Here is a 23,893-nt window from a genome sequence, read left to right as displayed (position 1 = left end):
GTCTACTTCACCCGCAGCTCGAGAACCCGGTCGTCGTCCCCCTTCGCGTCCCCCCGGCCGTCCGTGTTGCTGGTGACCAGCCACAACCTGTCGCCGCCGGCCGCCGCCACCGTGCGCAGCCGGCCGTACTCGCCCTCCAGGAACGCCTGCGGGTCGGCGGACGTCTCCGTGCCCTTCAGCGGGATCCGCCACAGCCGCTCACCGCGCAGGCCCGCCATCCACACCGAGCCCTCGGCGTACGCGACGCCGCTGGGGGAGGCCTCGTCCGTGCTCCACTGGGCGACCGGGTCCCGGAAGCCGGAGCCGCCCTCCTTGCCCTCGGCCTCGGGCCAGCCGTAGTTGTCGCCGGGCCTGATCGCGTTCAGCTCGTCCCAGGTGTCCTGGCCGAACTCCGAGGCGAACAGCCGCTGCTTGCCGTCCCACGCCAGCCCCTGCACGTTCCGGTGGCCGTACGAGTAGACGGGGGAGTCGGGGAAGGGGTTGCCGGGCGCCGGTTCGCCGTCCGGCGTCAGTCGCAGGATCTTGCCGCCGAGGGACTTCTTGTCCTGCGAGAGGCCGGTGTCACCGCTCTCGCCCGTCCCCGCGTAGAGCATCTTGTCCGGCCCGAACGCGATCCGGCCACCGTTGTGGATCACGCCCTTGGGAATGCCGCGGAAGACCGTGTCCGGCGCGCCGAGCTGCTCGCCCGCCGGCTTCTTCTCGTCGTACCGCATCCGTACGATCCGGTTGTCGGAGGCGGAGGTGAAGTACGCGTAGACCATGTGGTCCGAGGCGTAGTCGGGGGAGAGGGCGATGCCGAGCAGGCCGCCCTCGCCGGACGCCGACACCCCGGGCACCTCGCCCAGTTCGGTCGGGTCGCCGGTCTTCTCGTCGATCCGGACGACCGTGGCCTCGTCGCGGGAGGAGACCAGCAGGTCGCCGCCGGGCAAGGGGGCCAGACCCCAGGGGCTCTTCAGTCCGGTGGCCACCGTGCGGACCACCTCCACGGAGCCCTTCGCGGGCGGCGTCTGCTCGGCCGGCGACCCGGCGGGCGAGGACGGGGCCCCCGAACGCGTCGGTGTGGCGCTCCCGTCCGCCCCGGACGCGTCCCCGCCCCCGTCGCCGGAGGAGCACCCGGCCGTCAGCAGGAGGGCGGCGGCCAACACGGCCGGTACGGCTCGACGTTGCACGATCATGGTCCCTTCGACGCGGCGGGTTCTCCCTGTCATACACCGCACGGGCCCTCCAAGTTCCCGATCGCCGCAACCCGAACCGGCACACCGCCGCTCAGGTGGACGGCGTGCCGGGTCACTCCCAGGAGCCCTGGGCCGGCGGCAGCGCGCTCGCCTCCGCCAGGTCCCGCTCGGTCAGCCGCAGGTCGGCCGCGCCCGCGTTCTGCGTCACCCAGCGCTCCTGCTTGGTCCCCGGCACCGGCACCACGTGCCGCCCCTGCGCCAGTACCCAGGCCAGCGCCACCTGCGCCGGGGTGACAGCGTCGCCGTGCCGGGCCGCGATCCGGCGCAGACCGGCGACGATCGGCTGGTTGGCGGCCATCATCTCGGCGGTGAAGCGGGGATGCCGGGCCCGCAGGTCCTCCGGCTCGAAACCCTGCCCGGGCGTCAGCGTGCCGGTCAGATAGCCGTTGCCCAGCGGCATCGCGGCGAGGAAACCGACCCCGCGCGCGGCGCACCACGGAAGCAGCGTCCGCAGCGCCTCCGGCGACCACACCGACAGCTCGGCCTCGACCGCGGCGACCGGGAAGACCTGCTGCACCCGCTCCAGCTGGCGGACCGTCCCGTCGTGCAGCCGCGCCCCGGACCGCCGGCCGGAGCGGGCGCCGACCGCGCACAGCCCGAGCGCCCGGACCTTCCCGGCCCGCACCAGGTCCGCCATCGCACCCCAGGTCTCCTCGACGGGGACCTCGGGGTCGGCGCGGTGCAGCTGGTACAGGTCGATGACGTCCGTCTGGAGCCGGCGCAGCGAGGCGTCGCAGGCCCGTTTCACATAGCCGGGGCGGCCGTTGGCCACGATGTGCTGCTCGCCCACCAGCAGACCGACCTTGGTCGACACGAAGGCGTCCGGCCGCCGCTCCTTCAGCACCCGCCCCAGCAGCAGCTCGTTGGTGAACGGGCCGTACATGTCCGCCGTGTCCAGCAGGCTGACGCCCAGGTCGAGGGCGCGGTGCACCGCCCGGACCGACTCGTCCCCCCGCTGCCGCGACGTGCTGTACGCCCAGTTCATCGGCATGCACCCCAGTCCGACGGCCCCCACCGCGAGTGCCGTCGCGCCGATCGTCCTGCGCTCCACCTGGTCGTGACCCTCCCTCGTCAGGCCACCCAACCTAACCTCTGCCCCCGAACGCGACTGACATAGCCTCCTGACCATGACTGCTGACGTGTGGCTGCCCATCCCGCCCGACGAGATCGAGGGACTTCCCGAGGGTCCCGCCTACCGCCACTGGGACGGCGAGGAGACCTTCCCCGCCGACCCGGCGGACTGCGCGTACTACGTCGTCCCCTACATGAAGCCCGGCCCGGTCGGGCTGCGCCCGCTGCCCCGAATGCGCAACGTGCAGGTCCTCCAGACCCTCTCCGCAGGCATCGACAGCGTGGAGCCCGGTCTGAAGCAGCTGCCCGCCGGCGTCCGGCTGTGCAACGCCCGCGGTGTGCACGAGGCCAGCACCGCGGAGCTGACCCTCACCCTGATCCTCGCCTCGCTGCGCGGCGTCCCGGACTTCGTGCGGGCGCAGGACCGGGGCGAGTGGCTCGGCGGTTTCCGGCCCGCGCTCGCCGACCGGACGGTGCTCATCGTCGGGTACGGGTCGATCGGCGCCGCGATCGAGGACCGGCTCGTGCCGTTCGAGGTCGCGCCGGTGGTGCGCGTCGCGCGCTCCGCCCGTGCCACGGAGCGCGGCCCCGTGCACCCGCTCACCGACCTCCCCGCACTGCTGCCGAGGGCGGACGTCGTCGTCCTGTCGACGCCGCTCACCGAGGCCACCCGCGGGCTGGTCGACGCGGAGTTCCTGGCCCGGATGAAGGACGGGGCCCTGCTCGTCAACGTCGCGCGCGGGCCGGTCGTCGACACGAAGGCGTTGCTCACCGAACTGGAGAACGGGCGCCTGACGGCGGCCCTCGACGTGACCGACCCGGAACCGCTGCCGACGGACCACCCGCTGTGGCATGCTCCCGGCATAGTCGTCAGCCCGCATGCGGGCGGGCCGACCTCCGCCTTCCTGCCGCGCGCCAAGCGGCTGCTGGTGGACCAGTTGAACCGTTTCGTGAACCAGGAGCCGCTGCGCAACGTGATCCTGACGACGGGCGCGTAATCCGTTTCGGGCACCCTCCGCAATTCCCCGGATGCGGTGGGTACCGGCATATCCGCTGGTCGTCACGGAGAGTAGAGACACTATGTCCCTGAGTGACGAACCTGGTGTATCGTCCGACAGGGGATGCGCCGCGCACCGGTCGGCGCCGGGGATGGACATCAGACTGTGAGGGGGGCGACGGGCGATGCACGGCCTATGGACGAACGACCCGACGCGGCGGAGCCGCCGCCGGCGACCCTGGCGCACGACCACGACCGCGCGCAGACGAAACCACCACCGCCACCACGAAGGACCGCACGGCCCAAGCCGCTTCCACCGGCGCCGGCCGGACATCCGCAGGCGGCAGGTCCAGTCGACGCACCCGGGTCCGCGCGACACGGGGGCGGTACGGCCCGGGAGGCTCCGATGAGCCCGCCTCCCGCGTCCACGCTGGACGGAGCGCTGCGCACGCAGCCCGCGCCCGCGCCACCGCTGCCCCGGCCCTCGGCCGTCACCGGTGGACCGGCCCTCGTCCGCCAGCTCCTGCTGGCCCTGGTCTGCGCGGCCTACGCCGTCGGTGCCGCGCTCGGCTGGGGTTCGGACTACGTCGCCAAGATCATGGGCGACTTCGGACTGAGCGCCGCCGCGGCCGCCGCCGCCGTCTCCTGCTTCCTCTACGCCCGCGCGCGCCGCGTCCGCTTCCGACCGGCCTGGCTGCTGTTCGCCCTCTCCTCGGCCATGGCGTCCCTGGGCAACCTGGTCTGGGGGTGGTACGAGGTCGTGCTGCGCGTCCCCGTGCCCACCCCCAGCTACGCCGACCTGTTCTTCCTGTGCTTCGCGCCGCCCGCCATCGTCGGGCTCCTGGTGCTGGCCAAGCGCCCGGTGACCAAGGCCGGATGGATCTGCCTGGGCCTGGACGCCTGGCTGATCGGCGGTTCCCTGCTGACCCTGGCGTGGAGCCTCGCACTCGCCCAGGCGGCGAAGGCCGACGGCGGGTCCAGCGTGGCGCACTCCGCGCTCACAGTGGCGTACCCGCTGCTCGACATCGCTCTGGTCAGCATGGTGCTGGCGCTGCACTTCAGGCGGTCGCCCGTCGGCAGGTCCGCCGTCAACACGGCCATCGGCGCGCTCGCCCTGACGGTGGTGTGCGACGCCCTGTTCACCTCGCCGATGCTGCACAACAACTACCACTCCGGCCAGTTGCTCGACGCCGGCTGGTTCGCCGGCTCCCTGCTGCTCGCCTACGCGCCCTGGGCCGCGTCCCGGCGCGGCGGTCTGCGGCCGTGGGACGAGGAGTACGCCGACGGGCACACGCGCGTGGTGCGCGAACACCTCCCCGCACAGCGCGGTACCGACCGCCGCCCCGCGTCCGGCACGGCACCCGCCGCCGCTCCCGCACCGTCCCTGCCGGGGTCGGGACCGGGCGGCGGCGAGCGCGAGCGCTATCCGGCCGCCCGGCCCATCGCCGGCTCCCTGGCCGCGCTCACCCCGTACCTCGCCGCCGCGGTCTGCACCCTGGGCATCCTCTACAACGTCCTCAACGGCCGCAGCGTCGACCGGGTGGTGCTCCTGACCGGCGGCACGGTGGTGCTCGCGCTCGTCGTCCGCCAGGGCATCATGCTGCTCGACAACATCGTCCTCACCCAGGAACTGGCCCAGAAGGAGAACCACTTCCGCTCCCTGGTGCAGGGGTCGAGCGACGTCATCATGATCGCCGCACCCAACGGCGTCCTGCGCTACGTCTCCCCGGCCGCCGCGGGCGTCTACGGCCGCCCCGCGGAGGAACTGGTCGGCGGCGAACTGGCCGCGCTCATCCACCCGGACGACCTCGGCTCCGTCCTGCACGAGGTGCGGCGGTTCCTCGCTGCCAGCCCGGTCGAGGAACCGACCACCCGCATCGAGTGCCGCTTCCGGTCCGGCGGCGGGGGCAGCTCCCGGCCGACCAGGTCCGGGGCCGAGAGCGGGACCGAGGGCGGGGAAGCCTGGCTCAACGTCGAGTCCACCGTCAACCGGCACCACGGCGGCCTCATCTTCAACTGCCGTGACGTCACCGAGAGAGTGCGCCTGCAGGCGCAGCTCCAGCACAACGCCGAACACGACCCGCTCACCGACCTGCCCAACCGGGTCCTGTTCACCCGGCGCGTCCAGCAGGCACTCTCCGGCCGCCGCGCCCTGGACCGCGGCACCGCCCTGCGCGGCACGGCGGTGCTCTTCATCGACCTCGACGGCTTCAAGGGCGTCAACGACACCATCGGCCACCAGGCCGGGGACGAGCTGCTCGTGCAGGCCGCCCGCAGACTCCACGAGGCCGTCCGCAAGAGCGACACCGCGGCCAGGCTCGGCGGCGACGAGTTCGCGGCCCTGATCGTCGGGGACGGCGCCCGTGACCGCGCCGCCCGCGAGGGACACATCCGGGAACTCGCCGACCGGCTCCGGCTGACCCTCTCCCAGCCCTACCTCATCGACGGCAACGACGTCCGGGTCAACGCCTCCATCGGCGTCGCCTTCGCCGAACCGGGCCTCGGTGCGGGCGAGTTGCTGCGCAACGCCGACCTCGCCATGTACCGCGCCAAGGCGGGCGGCAAGGGACGCGTCGAGCTGTACCGACCGCAGATGCAGCAGGACGTCGTACGCAAGGCGGAGCTGGCCGGACGGCTGCGGGCCGCGCTGCACGACGGCGAGTTCGCACTGCTGCACCAGCCGGTGGTCGCCCTGGCGGACGGCCGGATCACGTCGGTCTGCGCCCAGGCGCGCTGGCGCTCCTCGCAGGGCGTGCTGTTCACCCCCGCCGAGTTCCTGCGGGTCGCCGAGGACGGCGACAAGACCGCCGAGCTGGACCGCTGGGTGCTCCGGGAAGCCGTCGAACAGGCCGCCGAGCGTGCCACGGCCGGCCTTCCGGTCAGCGTGGCCATACGCATGGGCGCCCGCCGCCTGCTGGACCGCTCCATGCCGCTCGGCTCGGTGGAGGCCCTGCTGACCCGCCACGGACTCCCGCCGGGCTCTCTTGTGATCGAGCTGTCGGACATCGACCCACGGGTCGGCCTGGACGAGCTGGACCGCCGGCTGAACGCGCTGCGCCGCGTCGGCGTCCGCATCGCCCTGGACGGCTTCGGCAGCGGCTACGCGGCGATCACCGCCCTGCGCCGCCTGCCCGTGGACGTCCTCAAGCTCGACCGCGGCCTGGTCGAGGGCGTCGTGGAGTCGGCCAGGCTGCACAAGATCACCAGCGGTCTGCTGCGCATCGCCACCGACCTCGGACTGAAGTCCGTGGCCGACGGCGTGGACCTGCCCGAGCAGATCGTCGCCCTGCGCGCCATGGGCTGCACACACGGGCAGGGCATGGCGTTCTGCGGCCCGCTGGACGAGTACCGGCTGCGCAGAGCGCTGGGAACCGGCCACTACCCGGTCCCGCACGGCCCCGCCGAACCGGCCTTCGCCGGCGGTGGCGCGGGGGTGTACGCGACGGGGAGCTCCGTGGGCGGCCAGGTCGGCGGCGGTGTCGTCGCCGGGCTGCCGGCGGTCCTCGGCGGTGGCACGGCACTGCGCTCACATAATGAGACCCCCGTCCCACCCACTTGACAGTGAGTGCGCGCCGGGGGGAGGGTCAGTGCCATGCGCACCCGAATTCTCGTACTTGGAAAGCGCGTCGGCTGAAGCCGGTGACGTCCGGATACACCCGGACTCCCGGCGACCCACTCCCGGCGCGCTCCCCTCGCTTGCCTTTTGGCACGAGGGGTTTTTTGTTGCACAGGCACCTGCCGAGCAGCATCCGCAGCCCGTACAAACTTCGCAAAAACCCTCAGCATCGAGAAGAGAACGCCGATGACCGAGCAGGCCACCGGGGCTCACCCGCAGCCCCGGCCCCGATCCGGAGGACAGTCCGCCCCCGAGCACGTCACGGGTGCGCAGTCCCTCATTCGCTCTCTCGAGGAGGTCGGCGCCGACACCGTATTCGGCATCCCCGGCGGCACGATCCTTCCGGCCTACGACCCGCTGATGGACTCCACCAGGGTGCGCCACGTCCTGGTCCGCCACGAGCAGGGCGCCGGACACGCGGCCACCGGCTACGCGCAGGCCACCGGCAAGGTCGGCGTCTGCATGGCGACCTCCGGCCCCGGCGCCACCAACCTGGTCACCCCGATCGCCGACGCCAACATGGACTCCGTGCCGCTGGTCGCGATCACCGGGCAGGTCGCGTCGTCCCTGATCGGCACGGACTCCTTCCAGGAAGCGGACATCGTCGGCATCAGCATGCCGATCACCAAGCACAGCTTCCTGGTCACCAAGGCCGAGGACATCCCCCGGGTGATCGCGCAGGCGTTCCACATCGCCTCCACCGGCCGCCCCGGGCCGGTCCTGGTCGACATCCCCAAGGACATCCTCCAGAAGAAGACCACCTTCTCCTGGCCGCCCGTGATGGACCTGCCCGGCTACCGCCCGGTCACCAAGCCGCACGCCAAGCAGATCCGCGAGGCGGCCAAGCTGATCTCCGCCGCGAAGCGCCCCGTGCTCTACGTCGGCGGCGGAGTGCTCAAGGCGCAGGCGACCGCCGAGCTGAGGGTCCTCGCCGAACTCACCGAAGCGCCCGTCACCACCACCCTGATGGCGCTCGGCGCGTTCCCCGACAGCCACCCGCTGCACGTGGGAATGCCGGGCATGCACGGCGCGGTCACCGCCGTCACCGCGCTGCAGAAGGCCGACCTGATCGTCGCCCTCGGCGCCCGCTTCGACGACCGCGTCACCGGCAAGCTGGACAGCTTCGCCCCGCACGCCAAGATCGTGCACGCCGACATCGACCCGGCCGAGATCGGCAAGAACCGGGCCGCCGACGTCCCGATCGTCGGCGACGCCCGCGAGGTCCTCGCCGACCTCGTGCAGGCCGTCCAGAAGGAGCACGACGAGGGCAACCGGGGCGAGGCCGCCGCGTCGGGGTACGCGGCCTGGTGGAAGGACCTCAGCCGCTGGCGCGACACCTACCCCCTGGGGTACGACCAGCCCGAGGACGGTTCGCTCTCCCCGCAGCACGTCATCGAGCGCATCGGGCAACTGGCCCCGGAGGGCACGATCTTCGCCGCCGGCGTCGGCCAGCACCAGATGTGGGCCGCGCACTTCGTCCAGTACGACAAGCCCGCCACCTGGCTGAACTCCGGCGGCGCCGGAACCATGGGCTACGCCGTCCCGGCCGCCATGGGCGCGCAGGCCGGCATGCCCGGCCGCACCGTCTGGGCGATCGACGGCGACGGCTGCTTCCAGATGACCAACCAGGAACTGACCACCTGCGCCCTGAACAACATCCCGATCAAGGTCGCCGTCATCAACAACGGCGCCCTCGGGATGGTCCGCCAGTGGCAGACCCTGTTCTACAACCAGCGGTACTCCAACACCGTGCTGCACTCCGGCCCCGAGGACGTCAACCCGGACGCCCGCGGCACCCGCGTCCCCGACTTCGTCAAGCTGTCGGAGGCCATGGGCTGCTACGCCATCCGCTGCGAGGACCCCGCCGACCTCGACAAGGTGATCGAGGAGGCGAACTCCGTCAACGACCGGCCCGTCGTCGTCGACTTCGTCGTCCACGAGGACGCGATGGTCTGGCCGATGGTCGCCGCCGGCGCCTCCAACGACGAGATCATGGCCGCCCGGGACATCCGCCCCGACTTCGGCGACAACGAAGACGACTGAGCGAGAGAGACCGAAGAGACCATGTCCAAGCACACGCTCTCCGTCCTGGTGGAGAACACCCCCGGCATCCTCGCCCGGATCGCCGCCCTCTTCTCCCGCCGCGGCTTCAACATCGACTCGCTCGCGGTCGGCGTCACCGAGCACCCCGACATCTCCCGCATCACCATCGTGGTGAGCGTCGAGGAGTTCCCGCTGGAGCAGGTGACCAAGCAGCTCAACAAGCTCGTCAACGTGCTCAAGATCGTCGAGCTGGAGCCGGCCCAGGCCGTCCAGCGCGAACTCGTTCTGGTGAAGGTGCGCTCCGACAACGAGACGCGCTCCCAGATCGTCGAGATCGTCCAGCTCTTCCGCGCGAAGACCGTCGACGTCTCCCCGGAGGCCGTCACCATCGAGGCCACCGGCAGCAGCGACAAGCTGACCGCCATGCTCAGGATGCTGGAACCGTACGGCATCAAGGAACTCGTCCAGTCCGGCACGATCGCCATCGGCCGCGGCGCCCGTTCGATCACGGACCGCTCGCTGCGCGCACTGGACCGGTCCGCATAACGACGGAACCGGGCGGCCGGCCGGAGTCCGGCCGCCCGTATTCCGAGACCCCGAAACTCCGCCTCCCTCCACCGGCATACGGTGGGACGCAACACCTGCACACCAAGGAGAGAACCCAGTGGCCGAGCTGTTCTACGACGCCGACGCCGACCTGTCCATCATCCAGGGCCGCAAGGTCGCGGTCATCGGGTACGGCAGCCAGGGCCACGCCCACGCCCTGTCGCTGCGCGACTCCGGTGTCGACGTGCGCGTCGGTCTGCACGAGGGCTCCAAGTCCAAGGCGAAGGCCGAGGAGCAGGGCCTGCGCGTGGTGAGCCCGTCCGAGGCCGCCGCCGAGGCCGACGTCATCATGATCCTGGTCCCGGACCCGATCCAGGGCGAGGTCTACGAGAAGCACATCAAGGACAACCTGAAGGACGGCGACGCGCTGTTCTTCGGCCACGGCCTGAACATCCGCTACGGCTTCGTCAAGCCCCCGGCCGGCGTCGACGTCTGCATGGTCGCCCCCAAGGGCCCGGGCCACCTGGTGCGCCGCCAGTACGAGGAGGGCCGCGGCGTTCCCTGCATCGCGGCCGTCGAGCAGGACGCCACGGGCAACGCCTTCGCGCTGGCCCTGTCGTACGCGAAGGGCATCGGCGGCACCCGCGCCGGCGTCATCAAGACGACCTTCACCGAGGAGACCGAGACCGACCTCTTCGGCGAGCAGGCCGTGCTCTGCGGTGGCACCGCGGCGCTGGTCAAGGCGGGCTTCGAGACGCTGACCGAGGCGGGCTACCAGCCGGAGATCGCCTACTTCGAGTGCCTGCACGAGCTGAAGCTGATCGTGGACCTCATGTACGAGGGCGGCCTGGAGAAGATGCGCTGGTCGATCTCCGAGACCGCCGAGTGGGGCGACTACGTCAGCGGCCCGCGGATCATCACCGACGCCACCAAGGCCGAGATGAAGAAGATCCTCGGCGAGATCCAGGACGGCACCTTCGCCAAGAACTGGATGGACGAGTACCACGGCGGCCTGAAGAGGTACAACGAGTACAAGAAGCAGGACTCCGAGCACCTCCTCGAGACCACCGGCAAGGAGCTGCGCAAGCTCATGAGCTGGGTCGACGAGGAGGCGTAAGCCCCCTTCGTCCCGTGACGGCGCGCAGTGCCGCGGCGCCGTCACGGGACGCCGCACCGCCCCGGCGGGCCCCGTCGGCCACGTCCGGGTGATCCTTCCGCGCAGGCGCAGGACGACTCCCGCCACGCCACTACACTGCTGAACACATACGCGTCAGGCCCACAGCGTCGTGCGTCTTCCACGCGGCTTAGCGACAACGAAGAAGTGCAGGCACGTTGCCGCTCCCCCCTCCACCGCATGCGGCCGTCGGGACGGCCGTCCGCATTGGACTTGTGAGGACTCACGTGAGCTCGAAACCCGTCGTACTCATCGCCGAAGAGCTGTCGCCCGCGACCGTGGACGCGCTCGGCCCCGACTTCGAGATCCGCCAGTGCAACGGCGCGGACCGGGCCGAACTGCTCCCCGCCATCGCCGACGTGGACGCGATCCTGGTCCGCTCCGCCACCAAGGTCGACGCCGAGGCCGTGGCGGCCGCCAAGAACCTCAAGGTCGTCGCGCGGGCCGGTGTCGGCCTGGACAACGTCGACGTCTCCGCCGCCACCAAGGCCGGCGTGATGGTCGTCAACGCCCCGACCTCCAACATCGTGACCGCAGCCGAGCTGGCCTGCGGCCTGATCGTCGCCACCGCCCGCAACATCCCGCAGGCCAACGCCGCGCTGAAGAACGGCGAGTGGAAGCGCAGCAAGTACACCGGCGTCGAGCTGGCCGAGAAGACCCTCGGCGTCGTGGGCCTCGGCCGGATCGGCGCGCTCGTCGCGCAGCGCATGTCGGCCTTCGGCATGAAGGTCGTCGCCTACGACCCCTACGTGCAGCCCGCGCGCGCCGCGCAGATGGGCGTCAAGGTGCTGTCCCTCGACGAGCTGCTCGAGGTCTCCGACTTCATCACCGTCCACCTGCCCAAGACCCCCGAGACCCTCGGCCTGATCGGCGACGAGGCGCTGCGCAAGGTCAAGCCGAGCGTCCGCATCGTCAACGCCGCCCGCGGCGGCATCGTCGACGAGGAGGCGCTGTACTCGGCGCTCAAGGAGGGCCGCGTCGCCGGCGCCGGCCTGGACGTGTACGCGAAGGAGCCGTGCACGGACTCGCCGCTGTTCGAGTTCGACCAGGTGGTCTGTACGCCGCACCTCGGTGCCTCCACCGACGAGGCCCAGGAGAAGGCCGGCATCGCCGTCGCCAAGTCCGTCCGCCTCGCCCTCGCCGGTGAGCTGGTCCCCGACGCGGTCAACGTCCAGGGCGGCGTCATCGCCGAGGACGTCAAGCCGGGCCTGCCGCTCGCCGAGCGCCTCGGCCGCATCTTCACCGCGCTCGCCGGCGAGGTCGCGGTCCGCCTCGACGTCGAGGTCTACGGCGAGATCACCCAGCACGACGTGAAGGTGCTGGAGCTCTCCGCCCTCAAGGGCGTCTTCGAGGACGTCGTCGACGAGACCGTGTCGTACGTCAACGCCCCCCTGTTCGCCCAGGAGCGCGGGGTCGAGGTCCGGCTGACCACCAGCTCGGAGTCGACGGAGCACCGCAACGTCGTGATCGTGCGCGGCACCCTCGCGGACGGCGAGGAGGTGTCGGTCTCCGGCACGCTGGCCGGCCCGAAGCACCTCCAGAAGATCGTCGCCGTCGGCGAGTACGACGTCGACCTGGCCCTCGCCGACCACATGGTCGTCCTGCGCTACGAGGACCGCCCCGGCGTCGTCGGCACCGTCGGCCGCGTCATCGGCGAGGCCGGCGTCAACATCGCCGGCATGCAGGTCGCCCGTTCGACGGTGGGCGGCGAGGCGCTGGCCGTCCTGACCGTCGACGACACGGTGCCCGCCGGGGTCCTCGCGGAGGTCTCGGCGGAGATCGGGGCGACGTCGGCCCGGTCCGTCAACCTGGTCTGAGGCCCGGGGAGAGATCCCCGCCGGGGCCCTGACCGGGCTTCGTCCTCAAGCGCCGGACGTGCTGAGCGAATCAGCGTGTCCGGCGCTTTCCGCGTCCTGGGCCGCCGTCTCGGGGCGCACCCGGATGTTCCGCAGCCCCCGCGCCGCCAGCACCGCCGCGCCGAGGAGCAGCAGCGCCCCCGCCGCCGCGGCCCCGCGCATCCCGTCGGTGAACGCCTCGCGGGCCGCCGTCGCCAGGGCGTCTCCCGCGCGCCCGGGAAGTCCGGCGGCGACGGTCAGCGCGCCGCCCAGGGTCTCCTGGGCCGCGGCCGGCGCGTCCTCGGGAACGCCGTGGCGGTAGACGGCCGTGCCGATGGAGCCGAGGACGGCCATGCCCAGGGCGCCGCCGAACTCGGTGCCCGTCTCCAGCAGGGAGGACGCCGAGCCCGCCTTCTCGACCGGGGCCGAGCCGAGTGCCAGGTCGGTGAGCTGGGACATCACGACGACGATGCCGGCGGCGAGGACGCCGCACGAGGCCAGCACCAGCCACAGCGAGTCCGTACCGGCCAGGGTCAGCAGCCCGTAGCCGCATGCCGCGACGGCGAAGCCGGCCGTGACGACGTACGCGCGCTCGGCGCCCCGCTGGACCAGCGCCGTGGCGACCGGTGCGGCGACACCGATGAGCACCGACGGGAGCAGGCTCCACAGCGCGGCCTCCAGCGCGCTCCTGCCCAGCACCGACTGCAGGTACTGGGTGGTGAAGTACGCCGCGCCCATCATCCCGAAGGCCGACACCGTGTTGAGCACGAGCGCCGGGGTGAAGCCGTGTCCGCGGAAGAGCGCGGGCGAGATCATCGGCGAGCCCGACGTGCGCTGGCGGTGCACGAACAGCGCGCCGAACAGCAGTCCGACGGTGATCGAGACGACGTAGCGGAAGTTCCAGCCCTCGGAGGGCAGTTCCTTCAGGCCGTAGACCACGGGGAGGACCGCCGCCATCGACAGCGGGACGCTCAGCAGGTCGAAGCGGCCGGGTGCGGGGTTCTTCGACTCGGGCAGCAGCACCGGTCCGAGGATCAGCAGCAGGGCCATCGCGGGCAGGTTGACCAGGAAGACCGAGCCCCACCAGAAGTGCTCGACGAGGACGCCGCTCATCACCGAGCCGAGCGCGATGCCCGCGGTCATCACCCCGGACCACATCCCGATCGCCTTCGCCCGCTGGGCGGGGTCGGTGAACATCGTGCGGAGCAGCGCCATCGTCGAGGGCATCAGCGTCGCGCCGCCGATGCCGAGGATCGCGCGGGCCGCGATCAGGGTCTCGGCGGTGTGCGCGTAGGCGGCGAGCAGGGAGGCGGCGCCGAAGGCCACGGCGCCGATCAGGAGCAGCCTGCGGCGGCCGACGCGGTCGCCGAGCGCTCCCATCGTCATCAGCAGGCCGGCCAGGACGAAGCCGTAGATGTCGAAGATCCACAGCTGTTGGGTGCCGCTCGGGTCCAGGTCGGCGCTGATCTCCGGGATCGCGAAGTAGAGGACGGAGACGTCCATCGAGACCAGCAGCAGCGGAAGCATCAGGACGGCCAGCGCGGTCCACTCACGGCGGCCGGCACGGGTCGGGACGGGTGTCATGGCTGTCATGCCGGTGACTGTACGCACGTATTATACGCTTGTCTATGACGTTCGTATAAGACGCGCGTATGGAAGGCTGGGTAGGGTGACGGCATGGGACACCGTGAGGATCTGCTCGAAGGCGCCAAGCGCTGCCTGCTCGCCAAGGGGTTCGTGCGCACGACGGCCCGCGACATCGTCAAGGAGTCGGGTACCAACCTGGCCTCCATCGGCTACCACTACGGGTCCAAGGACGCGCTGCTCGCGCAGGCGTACGTGGCGATGGTGGAGAACGTGTCCGAGGCCTTCGACGGCGAGGTCAGGGGTGAGCCCGGCTCGTTGGAGCGGTTCACCTCGGTCTGGTCCAACATCGTCGCGACCATGCGGGAGCCGGGCTCGATGTGGCGGCTGAGCTTGGAGGTCGTGGCGCTGGGGGACCAGGTGCCGGAGGTGCGCGACCATCTGGCGCGGGCGCAGCGCGAGGGCTCGCGCGGATTCGTCGCCCTGTTCACGGGCGCCCCCGAGGACGAGGTGCCGGAGGAGGTCGTCGACACGCTCGGCGCCTTCTACACCACGCTGATGATGGGCCTCATGGCCCAGTGGACCTTCGACCCGAAGTCGGCCCCCGATGCGGGCCGGCTCACTGACGGCCTGCGTCAGGTGATCGAAGGAGCCGCCGCCGCTACAGGCGATGCGCCTTGAGCGCCATGTGCAGCAGCAGCCGGTCCTCGCCGTCGTCCAGGTCGAGGCCGGTGAGCTGTTCGACGCGGGACAGGCGGTAGTACAGCGTCTGCCGGTGGATGCCCAGCTCGGCGGCGGTGCGGCCGGCCTGGCCCGCGCGGTCCAGGTAGACCTCCGCGGTGCGGGCGAGTTCGCGGTGGGCGGAGGTGAGCAGCGCCCGTACGGCCGGGTCGTGGGCGGCGTGCGCGGGCAGCGCGGTCAGCAGGCGGAACGGCCCGATCGACGTCCACTGCGCGACCGGCCCGAACCGGGACTCCGCCCGCGCCGCCCGGGCCGCCGCCGACGCCTCCCACCAGGCCGCCTCCAGCTCCGCCAGGCCCGAGCGCGGCGCGGACACCCCGGCCGCAGCCACCGCCTCGGCGCCCGCCGGTCCCGCCGGACCGCCCGTGCCCCGGGCCCGCTCAAGGAGCCGCCCCGCCGCCGCCGTCGCCGGGGCCGGCAGGTCCGCCGAACGCAGCCTGACCAGCAGCGCCAGCGACTGCCCCGCGGCACCCCACGGCACCGTGCACAGCGCCGTCGCCCCCGGCACCGTACGGACCGAGGGCGCGTCGTCCGGGTCGGCCGACGGCCAGGGCGCCACACAGACCACCGCGTGCGGGGTGTCCGCGCGGGTGCCGAGCGCGGTGCGCAGCTCCGCGACCGCCATGTCCCGCTGCCAGTCCCGCTCGGCGGTCAGCACCGCCCGCAGCTCCCGGCTCAGATCCGCGCCGTGCTGAGCCTCGTCCGCGAGCAGCGCGCCGATCCGGGCCGTCACCGTCATGGCCGCCGTCAGCTGCCGCTCGGTCGGGCCGGGATCGGTGTCGAGCAGCCACACGTAGCCCAGGACCACACCCCGATGGCGTACCGGCAGACACGTGCGACCCCGGTACACCCCCGCCTCCGGGGTCGGCGGGATGCGGACCGGACCGGTCGCCCGGGTGATGCCGAAGCCCTCGAACCAGGACCGGACGGCAGCGGTGGAGCGCCGGGTCAGGATCGAACGGGTGCGTACCGGGTCGAGCACGGAGGGATCGAGGTCGCCCTCGGTGTCGTAGGCGCCGAAGGCGATCAGCTCGAAGTCCCGGTTCTCCAGAGTCGCGGGGGCGCCCAGGAGCTCCGAGATCTCGTCTACCAGCTCCTGGTACTCACTTCTGGAATCCGGCGTCACCCGTGCATTCTGCCGCATACGCACCCGGCCTTCATACATTTGTATGAGATGCGCGGCACGGATGCGTGACAGCTGTCGATGGCCGACGATCGGGACCGTCCCTAGATTTCACGGTGGTTCTCCGTGCCGTCGCCGAACCGTCGGACATCCGACACCGGGCGCGGCCTCGTGTTGGTTGGCAAGTGGAGGTGCCCCGTGCTGGGTCCCGTGATTCTCGCCGCGTCGCGCAGCGACCGGCTGCGCCGGCTGGTCTCGGCCGCGCCCGTGACGAAGCCGGTCGTCGACCGGTTCATCCCCGGTGAGTCCGTCGACGAGATCGTGCCGATCGTCCGGGACCTCACCGACCAGGGCCTCGAACTGACGATGGACGTCGTCGGCGAGGACATCACCACCCCCGCCCAGGCCGAGGCCGCCCGCGACGCCTACCTGGAGCTGATCGACCGGCTGAAGCCCCTGGACCTCGGCACCCGCGCCGAGATGTCCGTGAAGCTGTCCATGTTCGGCCAGGCGCTGGACGGAGGCCACGAGCTGGCCGCCGCGAACGTCCGCCCGGTCGTCGAGGCCGCCGCCGGGATCGGCACCACGGTCACGCTCGACGCCGAGGACCACACCACCCTCGACTCGATGTTCGCCATCCACGAGGAACTGCGGCAGGACTTCCCGCAGACCGGCTGCGTCATCCAGGCCTACCTCTTCCGCACCGAGGAGGACGCGCGCCGCCTGGCCGACAGCGGCTCTCGCGTACGGTTGGTGAAGGGCGCCTACAAGGAGCCCGCGGAAGTCGCGTACCAGCAGCGCCACGAGATCGACAAGGCGTACGTGCGCGTCCTGCGCACCCTGATGGAGGGCGGGGGCTACCCGATGATCGGGTCGCACGACCCGCGCCTGATCTCCATCGCCCAGGAACTGGCCCGCACGGCCGGACGCAAGCTCGACGAGTACGAGTTCCAGATGCTGTACGGCATCCGGGGCGACGAGCACCTGCGGCTGGCCGCCGAGGGCCACCGCATGCGCGTCTACACGGCCTACGGCACCGACTGGTACGGCTACTTCATGCGCCGTCTCGCGGAGAAGCCGGCGAACCTCCGGTTCTTCGCGCGGAGCGTGATCGGCCGTGGCTGACACGACCCGGCTGCGGTGCCTCGGCTGCCGGGGGTCCGGGGGTCGTCCCCCGGGAAGGCGCAGTATGCGCCGTCTTGCGGAGAAGCCGGCGAACCTCCGGTTCTTCGCCCGCTCGATGGTCGGCAAGGGCTGAGCCCACCCGCTCGCAAGACCGCTCGCTCAGTTAAAGGAGTTACGGAACCCATGGACGCTGTGACCCAGGTCCCCACCCCCGTCAACGAGCCGGTGCACGGCTACGCCCCCGGTTCCCCGGAGCGCGCCCGTCTGGAGGCCAAGCTGAAGGAGCTGGCCGACCATCCGGTCGACCTGCCCTGCACCATCGGCGGTGAGAAGCGGATGGGCGGCGGTGAGCGCTTCGACGTCGTGCAGCCGCACCACCACAAGTCCCGCCTGGGCACGTACGCCAACGCCACCCAGCAGGACGCCCAGGACGCGATCGACGCCGCCCTGGCCGCCGCCCCCGCGTGGCGCGCGATGTCCTTCGACGACCGCGCGGCGATCATCCTGCGCGCCGCCGAGCTGCTGTCCGGACCGTGGCGCGAGACCATCGCCGCCTCCACCATGCTCGGCCAGTCCAAGACCGCCCAGCAGGCCGAGATCGACAGCCCCTGCGAGCTGATCGACTTCTGGCGCTTCAACGTCCACTACGCCCGGAACATCCTGGCCGAGCAGCCCCCGGCCAACTCCCAGGGCGTGTGGAACCGCATGGACCACCGCCCGCTGGAGGGCTTCGTCTACGCGATCACGCCGTTCAACTTCACCGCGATCGCCGCCAACCTGCCCACCGCCCCGGCCCTGATGGGCAACGTGGTGGTCTGGAAGCCGTCCCCGACGCAGACCCACGCCGCCGTGCTGCTCATGCAGCTCCTCGAGGAGGCCGGGCTGCCCAAGGGCGTCATCAACCTCGTCACCGGCGACGGCATCGCGGTCTCCGAGGTCGCCCTGGAGCACCGGGACCTCGCGGGCATCCACTTCACCGGCTCGACCAAGACCTTCCAGCACCTGTGGAAGACGGTCGGCAACAACATCGGCAAGTACCGCACCTACCCGCGCCTGGTCGGCGAGACCGGCGGCAAGGACTTCCTGGTCGCCCACCCGAGCGCCGACCGCGCGGTGCTGAAGACCGCGCTGACCCGCGGTGCCTTCGAGTACCAGGGCCAGAAGTGCAGCGCCACCTCCCGCGCGTACATCCCGGCGTCCATCTGGAACGACGGGTTCAAGGAGGAGTTCGCCGCCGAGGTCGACTACCTCACCATGGGCGACGTCACCGACCTGTCGAACTTCGTCGGCGCCGTCATCGACGAGCGGTCCTTCGCCAAGAACAAGGCGGCCATCGACCGTGCCAAGCAGGACGAGACCTGCACGATCGTCGCGGGCGGCTCCTACGACGACTCGGTCGGCTACTTCGTCCGCCCGACCGTCGTCGAGTGCACCGACCCGGAGAACGAGGTCTTCCGCACCGAGTACTTCGGCCCGTTCCTCGCCGTGCACGTGTACGACGACAGCAGGGCCGGCGCGTACGACGAGATGCTGACCCAGATGGAGTCGGTGTCGGACTACGCGCTCACCGGCTCGGTGGTCTCGAACGACCGCGCGGCGGCGGCGTACACGATGGAGAAGCTGCGCTACGCGGCCGGCAACTTCTACATCAACGACAAGTCGACCGGTGCCGTCGTCGGCCAGCAGCCCTTCGGCGGCGGCCGCGCGTCCGGCACCAACGACAAGGCCGGCGCCCCGCAGAACCTGATGCGCTGGACGCTGACCCGTGCCATCAAGGAGACGCTGGTCCCGCCGACCGACTACACGTACCCGCACATGGGCTGAGGCCCGAACGCACCCGCCCGGCGGGCCAGGTCGACCGACCTGGCCCGCCGGGCGTTTTCGCAGGTCGGAACGGTGTGACCGAGTGCACTGTCTCAGATAGTAGGAAGTCCGAGTAATTGTGGAGACAGATGCTCCGCGCTCCCTTAGCTTTGTAGAAGCCGAACGTTCCGCTCGATCGAGCGGCCGGCGGACGTGAGTTCTGAGCCTCGTGCAGGCGATCCCTGCGGCCCGTGCTCCCCGCCCTTTCTGGCGACTCTCCGCACCGCACGCTCTCCACGCTGTCCCCAGTGCCGAAGGAGTCGATTCCCATGGCCGAGACGACTGTCCGCCGCCGAGTCCGTCACCTCTCCCGTACGAGCGACTCCGACCGCAAGAACGCCGCGGCCGCCCTCCAGCGCGCCCTCGACCGCCGGGACAACGGCGGCGCCACCGGCCACTGAGTACGGCGCCGGCGGGCGGCGTCCGCATGCCGGACGCCGCATGTCACCCCCTGGACGGGGGAGTAGGGTGCCGCACATGTCGGCAAGTTCTCGCAGCCTCAATCTCGCAGTGATCCCCGGTGACGGCATCGGCCAGGAGGTCGTGACCGAAGGTCTCAAGGTCCTCTCCGCCGTCCTCCCGCAGGACGTGAAGCTGGAGACCAAGGAGTTCGACTTCGGCGCCCGGCGCTACCACGCCACCGGTGAGACCCTCACCGACGCCGACCTCGACGCCCTGAAGGGCCACGACGCCATCCTGCTCGGCGCGATCGGCGACCCCTCCGTGCCGTCGGGCGTCCTGGAGCGCGGCTTCCTGCTCAAGCTCCGCTTCGCCTTCGACCACCACGTGAACCTGCGCCCGAGCAAGCTGCAGCCCGGCGTCGACTCGCCGCTGGCCGGCCGGCCGGAGATCGACTTCGTCGTCGTCCGTGAGGGCACCGAGGGCCCGTACACCGGCAACGGCGGCACCATCCGCAAGGGCACCGAGCACGAGGTCGCCACCGAGGTCTCCGTCAACACGGCCTACGGCGTCGAGCGCGTCGTGCGCGACGCCTTCGCCCGCGCCCAGGCCCGCCCCCGCAAGAAGCTCACCTTGGTCCACAAGAACAACGTGCTGACCTTCGCGGGCCACCTGTGGACCGACGTCTTCAACAGGGTGGCCGCCGAGTACCCCGAGGTCACCACCGACTACATCCACGTCGACGCCGCGACCATCTACCTGGTCACCGACCCGGCCCGGTTCGACGTGATCGTCACCGACAACCTCTTCGGTGACATCATCACCGACCTCGCCGCGGCCGTCTCCGGCGGCATCGGCGTCGCCGCCAGCGGGAACATCAACCCGTCCGGCGACTTCCCCTCGATGTTCGAGCCGGTGCACGGCTCCGCGCCCGACATCGCCGGCCAGGGCAAGGCCGACCCCACCGCCACGGTCCTGTCGGTCGCCCTGCTCCTGCGCCACCTGGGCCACGAAGACGAGGCGGCCCGGATCGAGGCCGCCGTCTCCGCCGACCTCGGTGAGCGCGGCGGACTGCCCGCCCGGAGCACCTCCGAGATCGGCGACGCGCTCGCCGTACGAGTAGCCGGCTGACCCGCCGCGCCACTCGATCGAATCCAGTTCGAAGCCGCCGGGTCCGGAAACAAGGCACCCGGCGGCTTTCTCCTGCGTCCGCCAGGTGCGACCATCAGAACCTGGGCCGCATTCACCCCGTTTCATCCGTCGCAGGCCGCGCGCGATAATCGAACGCGAAGCCGCGACATGAGGGAATGCTCGGACGTCCTAGCACCGGCCACCGGCCGTACGGGCGTGAAAGCGGCCCGTCACAATCAAAACCGGTGAAGGACATCAACCCATGACGACGCCCACGATCGAGCTCAAGCCCTCCGCCACCCCGCTCTCCGACGCGGAACGGCAGGCGATTCTGGCCAACCCCGGGTTCGGCCGCCACTTCACCGACCACATGGTCACCATCAGGTGGACCGAGGGCCGCGGCTGGCACGACGGCCGGCTCGTTCCGTACGCCCCGCTCTCCCTCGACCCGGCCACCATGGTCCTGCACTACGCGCAGGAGATCTTCGAGGGACTGAAGGCCTACCGCCGCCCCGACGGCTCCGTCGCCACCTTCCGCCCGGAGAAGAACGGCGCCCGCTTCCAGGCCTCCTCCCGCCGCCTCGGCATGCCCGAGCTTCCGGTGGAGACCTTCATCGAGGCCTGCGACGCGCTGGTCGGCCAGGACGAGAAGTGGGTCCCGGCGCACGGCGGCGAGGAATCCCTCTACCTGCGCCCCTTCATGATCGCCACCGAGGTCGGCCTGGGCGTCAAGCCGGCCAACGAGTACCTGTTCCTGGTCATCGCCTCCCCGGCCGGCGCCTACTTCCCGGGCGGCGTCAAGCCGGTCTCCATCTGGGTCTCCGAGGACCGGGTGCGCGCCGTCCCCGGCGGCATGGGCGACGCCAAGACCGGCGGCAACTACGCGGCCTCCCTGCTCGCGCAGGCCGAGGCCGCCGCCAAGGGCTGCGACCAGGTCTGCTACCTCGACGCCAACGAGCGCACGTGGGTCGAGGAACTGGGCGGCATGAACCTGTACTTCGTCTACGGGGACAGGATCGTCACCCCCACCCTCACCGGCTCCATCCTGGAGGGCGTCACCCGCGACTCCCTCCTCACCGTCGCCCGCGACCTCGGTTACGAGGCCGAGGAGGGCCGCGTCTCGGTCGACCAGTGGCAGCGCGACTCGGCGAACGGCACCCTCACCGAGGTCTTCGCCTGCGGCACCGCCGCCGTCATCACCCCGGTCGGCACGGTCAAGCGCACCGGCGCCGAGTGGCAGCAGAGCGGCGGGGAGCCGGGTGAGGTGACGCAGCGCCTGCGTGCCGCCCTGCTGGACATCCAGCGCGGCACGGCCGAGGACAAGCACGGCTGGATGCACACGCTGGGCTGAGCGTCGCGGCAGTGGGAGAGATGAGGGCCGTCCGTTCCCGTCCGGGCGGCCCTCACCCGTTCCCCGCGTCACTCGTTCCCCGCGTACGGGAGCGAGCGGGGGCGCTCGCGCGTCCGTCCAGATCCGGACGCGCTCTGCCCGCATCCTGAGACGAGCGGTGAGAAGCGGGGCGGAATGTGCCAGACTTCCCCCGTGCTCTCGTTCGCCATGATTATTGGCAGCAGGCGCGCCGGTCCGCAGTGACCACCACGTACGACCAGGTACGGGTGGACACCGTCGTCCTCGACCCGCGCGCAGACCTCTCGCACCCGCGAGAGGTTTTTCGTTTTCCTGGCCCACCTCCAGCCGGGAAGAGAGCGCCGGGGATCACAGACGGACGGTGGAACCGGTCATTCCGGTAGACCGAGATCCTTACAGGAGCCTTCAGATCATGACCGCACCCAGTGAACTCGACGATTCGTTCCACGTCTTCGACACCACCCTGCGCGACGGCGCGCAGCGCGAGGGCATCAACCTCACGGTCGCGGACAAGCTGGCCATCGCACGGCACCTGGACGACTTCGGGGTGGGCTTCATCGAGGGCGGCTGGCCCGGCGCCAACCCGCGGGACACCGAGTTCTTCGCCCGCGCCCGGGAGGAGGTCGAGTTCCGCCACGCCCGGCTCGTCGCCTTCGGCGCCACCCGCCGCGCGGGCGCCCGCGCGGCCGACGACCACCAGGTCAAGGCGCTGCTGGACTCCGGTGCCGAGGTGATCACCCTGGTCGCCAAGTCCCACGACCGGCACGTCGAGCTGGCGCTGCGCACCACGCTGGAGGAGAACCTGGCGATGATCGCCGACACGGTCTCCCACCTCCGGGCCGAGGGCCGCCGGGTCTTCGTCGACTGCGAGCACTTCTTCGACGGCTACCGGGCCAACCCCGAGTACGCGAAGTCGGTCGTGCGCACCGCCGCGGAGGCCGGAGCCGACGTCGTCATCCTGTGCGACACCAACGGCGGCATGCTCCCGGCGCAGATCCAGGCCGTGGTCGCCACGGTCCTTGCCGACACCGGGGCGCGGCTCGGCATCCACGCCCAGGACGACACCGGCTGCGCCGTCGCCAACACCCTCGCCGCCGTCGACGCGGGCGCGACCCACGTCCAGTGCACCGCGAACGGCTACGGCGAGCGCGTCGGCAACGCCAACCTGTTCCCGGTCGTGGCCGCGCTGGAGCTGAAGTACGGCAAGAAGGTGCTGCCCGAGGGTCGGCTGCGGGAGACGACGAGGATCTCCCACGCCATCGCCGAGGTCGTCAACCTCACCCCCTCCACCCACCAGCCCTACGTCGGCGTGTCCGCCTTCGCGCACAAGGCCGGACTGCACGCCTCCGCCATCAAGGTCGACCCCGACCTGTACCAGCACATCGACCCCGAGCTGGTCGGCAACACCATGCGGATGCTCGTCTCCGACATGGCCGGCCGCGCCTCCATCGAGCTCAAGGGCAAGGAACTCGGCATCGACCTCGGCGGCGACCGCGAGCTGGTCGGCCGGGTCGTCGAGCGGGTCAAGGAGCGCGAGCTGGCGGGCTACACCTACGAGGCCGCCGACGCCAGCTTCGAGCTGCTGCTGCGCGCCGAGGTCGAGGGCAGGCCCCTGAAGTACTTCGACGTCGAGTCCTGGCGGGCGATCACCGAGGACCGCCCCGACGGCAGCCACGCCAACGAGGCCACGGTCAAGCTCTGGGCCAAGGGCGAGCGCATCGTCGCCACCGCCGAGGGCAACGGCCCGGTCAACGCCCTGGACCGGTCGCTGCGCGTCGCCCTGGAGAAGATCTACCCGGAGCTGGCCAAGCTGGACCTGGTCGACTACAAGGTCCGCATCCTGGAGGGCGTGCACGGCACCCAGTCCACGACCCGCGTCCTCATCTCGACGAGCGACGGCACGGGGGAGTGGGCCACGGTGGGCGTCGCGAAGAACGTCATCGCCGCCTCGTGGCAGGCCCTGGAGGACGCGTACGCGTACGGCCTGCTGCGAGCCGGGGTCGCTCCCGCGCAGTGAGCCACGCCCGAGCGGTGACCTGAG

At 71.3% G+C, this 23,893-nt stretch carries 17 protein-coding genes; 13 read left to right on the top strand and 4 right to left on the bottom strand.

Annotation, left to right across the window (positions count from 1 at the left end):
* Positions 1-2: 2 nt before the first annotated feature.
* Together IG94_RS0111520 and IG94_RS0111515 are read right to left on the bottom strand one after the other, a co-directional pair.
* Positions 3-1,175 carry a PQQ-dependent sugar dehydrogenase gene (locus IG94_RS0111520; RefSeq protein ID WP_031034264.1) on the bottom strand — a complete coding sequence of 391 codons (1,173 nt, stop codon included), beginning with the start codon at positions 1,173-1,175 and terminating at the stop codon, positions 3-5.
* A 112-nt stretch (positions 1,176-1,287) separates the two neighbouring features.
* A complete protein-coding gene (locus tag IG94_RS0111515; protein WP_031034262.1) occupies positions 1,288-2,286 on the bottom strand; it encodes an aldo/keto reductase in 999 nt (332 codons plus the stop codon).
* Between the two features lie 76 nt (positions 2,287-2,362).
* On the opposite strand from IG94_RS0111515, the gene IG94_RS0111510 reads away from it, so the two are divergent.
* The 6 genes from IG94_RS0111510 (at position 2,363) to serA (ending at position 12,499) form a co-directional block, all read left to right on the top strand.
* Positions 2,363-3,304 carry a 2-hydroxyacid dehydrogenase gene (locus IG94_RS0111510; protein WP_031034260.1) on the top strand — a complete coding sequence of 314 codons (942 nt, stop codon included), beginning with the start codon at positions 2,363-2,365 and terminating at the stop codon, positions 3,302-3,304.
* A gap of 405 nt (positions 3,305-3,709) precedes the next feature.
* Positions 3,710-6,862 (top strand): putative bifunctional diguanylate cyclase/phosphodiesterase, encoded by a 3,153-nt coding sequence (locus IG94_RS0111505; protein WP_031034258.1) that lies wholly within the window; start codon positions 3,710-3,712, stop codon positions 6,860-6,862.
* Positions 6,863-7,105: 243 nt separating this feature from the next.
* On the top strand, positions 7,106-8,962 hold the full coding sequence (locus IG94_RS0111500; protein WP_031034255.1) for an acetolactate synthase large subunit: 1,857 nt from the start codon (positions 7,106-7,108) through the stop codon (positions 8,960-8,962).
* Between the two features lie 21 nt (positions 8,963-8,983).
* Positions 8,984-9,508 carry an acetolactate synthase small subunit gene (ilvN, locus tag IG94_RS0111495; protein WP_031034253.1) on the top strand — a complete coding sequence of 175 codons (525 nt, stop codon included), beginning with the start codon at positions 8,984-8,986 and terminating at the stop codon, positions 9,506-9,508.
* 118 nt (positions 9,509-9,626) lie between these two features.
* Positions 9,627-10,625, top strand: a complete 999-nt coding sequence (ilvC, locus tag IG94_RS0111490; RefSeq protein ID WP_031034250.1) for a ketol-acid reductoisomerase — start codon at positions 9,627-9,629, stop codon at positions 10,623-10,625.
* Between the two features lie 284 nt (positions 10,626-10,909).
* On the top strand, positions 10,910-12,499 hold the full coding sequence (gene serA, locus IG94_RS0111485) for a phosphoglycerate dehydrogenase (RefSeq protein ID WP_031034248.1): 1,590 nt from the start codon (positions 10,910-10,912) through the stop codon (positions 12,497-12,499).
* A 45-nt stretch (positions 12,500-12,544) separates the two neighbouring features.
* On the opposite strand, the gene IG94_RS0111480 is transcribed toward serA, so the two are convergent.
* A complete protein-coding gene (locus IG94_RS0111480) occupies positions 12,545-14,101 on the bottom strand; it encodes an MFS transporter (RefSeq protein WP_211269665.1) in 1,557 nt (518 codons plus the stop codon).
* A 93-nt stretch (positions 14,102-14,194) separates the two neighbouring features.
* Here IG94_RS0111480 and IG94_RS0111475 point away from each other — a divergent pair, with 93 nt between their 5' ends.
* Positions 14,195-14,782, top strand: coding sequence for a TetR/AcrR family transcriptional regulator (locus IG94_RS0111475; RefSeq protein WP_031034244.1), 588 nt, complete (start codon positions 14,195-14,197; stop codon positions 14,780-14,782).
* Here the strand turns inward: IG94_RS0111475 and IG94_RS0111470 are convergent.
* Positions 14,763-15,986 (bottom strand): PucR family transcriptional regulator, encoded by a 1,224-nt coding sequence (locus IG94_RS0111470; protein WP_031034241.1) that lies wholly within the window; start codon positions 15,984-15,986, stop codon positions 14,763-14,765. The two genes, IG94_RS0111475 and IG94_RS0111470, sit on opposite strands and share 20 nt — an antisense overlap.
* Before the next feature lie 177 nt (positions 15,987-16,163).
* Here IG94_RS0111470 and IG94_RS0111465 point away from each other — a divergent pair, with 177 nt between their 5' ends.
* The 6 genes from IG94_RS0111465 (at position 16,164) to cimA (ending at position 23,869) form a co-directional block, all read left to right on the top strand.
* Positions 16,164-17,090: a proline dehydrogenase family protein gene (locus IG94_RS0111465; RefSeq protein ID WP_031034239.1), complete on the top strand. Its 927-nt coding sequence runs from the start codon at positions 16,164-16,166 to the stop codon at positions 17,088-17,090.
* 183 nt (positions 17,091-17,273) lie between these two features.
* Positions 17,274-18,914: an L-glutamate gamma-semialdehyde dehydrogenase gene (pruA, locus tag IG94_RS0111460; protein WP_031034238.1), complete on the top strand. Its 1,641-nt coding sequence runs from the start codon at positions 17,274-17,276 to the stop codon at positions 18,912-18,914.
* 308 nt (positions 18,915-19,222) lie between these two features.
* Complete coding sequence (locus IG94_RS44050; protein WP_007444772.1) at positions 19,223-19,354, top strand: hypothetical protein; 132 nt, start codon at positions 19,223-19,225, stop codon at positions 19,352-19,354.
* A 76-nt stretch (positions 19,355-19,430) separates the two neighbouring features.
* The gene (locus IG94_RS0111450; RefSeq protein ID WP_031034236.1) at positions 19,431-20,483 is read left to right on the top strand and encodes a 3-isopropylmalate dehydrogenase; all 1,053 of its coding nucleotides are present in this window, start codon (positions 19,431-19,433) and stop codon (positions 20,481-20,483) included.
* A gap of 262 nt (positions 20,484-20,745) precedes the next feature.
* Positions 20,746-21,834, top strand: coding sequence for a branched-chain amino acid aminotransferase (locus IG94_RS0111445; RefSeq protein WP_031034235.1), 1,089 nt, complete (start codon positions 20,746-20,748; stop codon positions 21,832-21,834).
* Between the two features lie 430 nt (positions 21,835-22,264).
* Entirely contained in the window at positions 22,265-23,869 is a 1,605-nt protein-coding gene (gene cimA, locus IG94_RS0111440; RefSeq protein ID WP_031034234.1) for a citramalate synthase, read from the top strand.
* Positions 23,870-23,893: the final 24 nt, after the last annotated feature.

The organism is Streptomyces olivaceus (assembly GCF_000721235.1).
Lineage (GTDB): Bacteria > Actinomycetota > Actinomycetes > Streptomycetales > Streptomycetaceae > Streptomyces > Streptomyces olivaceus.
This window is presented reverse-complemented; position numbering and strand designations above follow the sequence as displayed.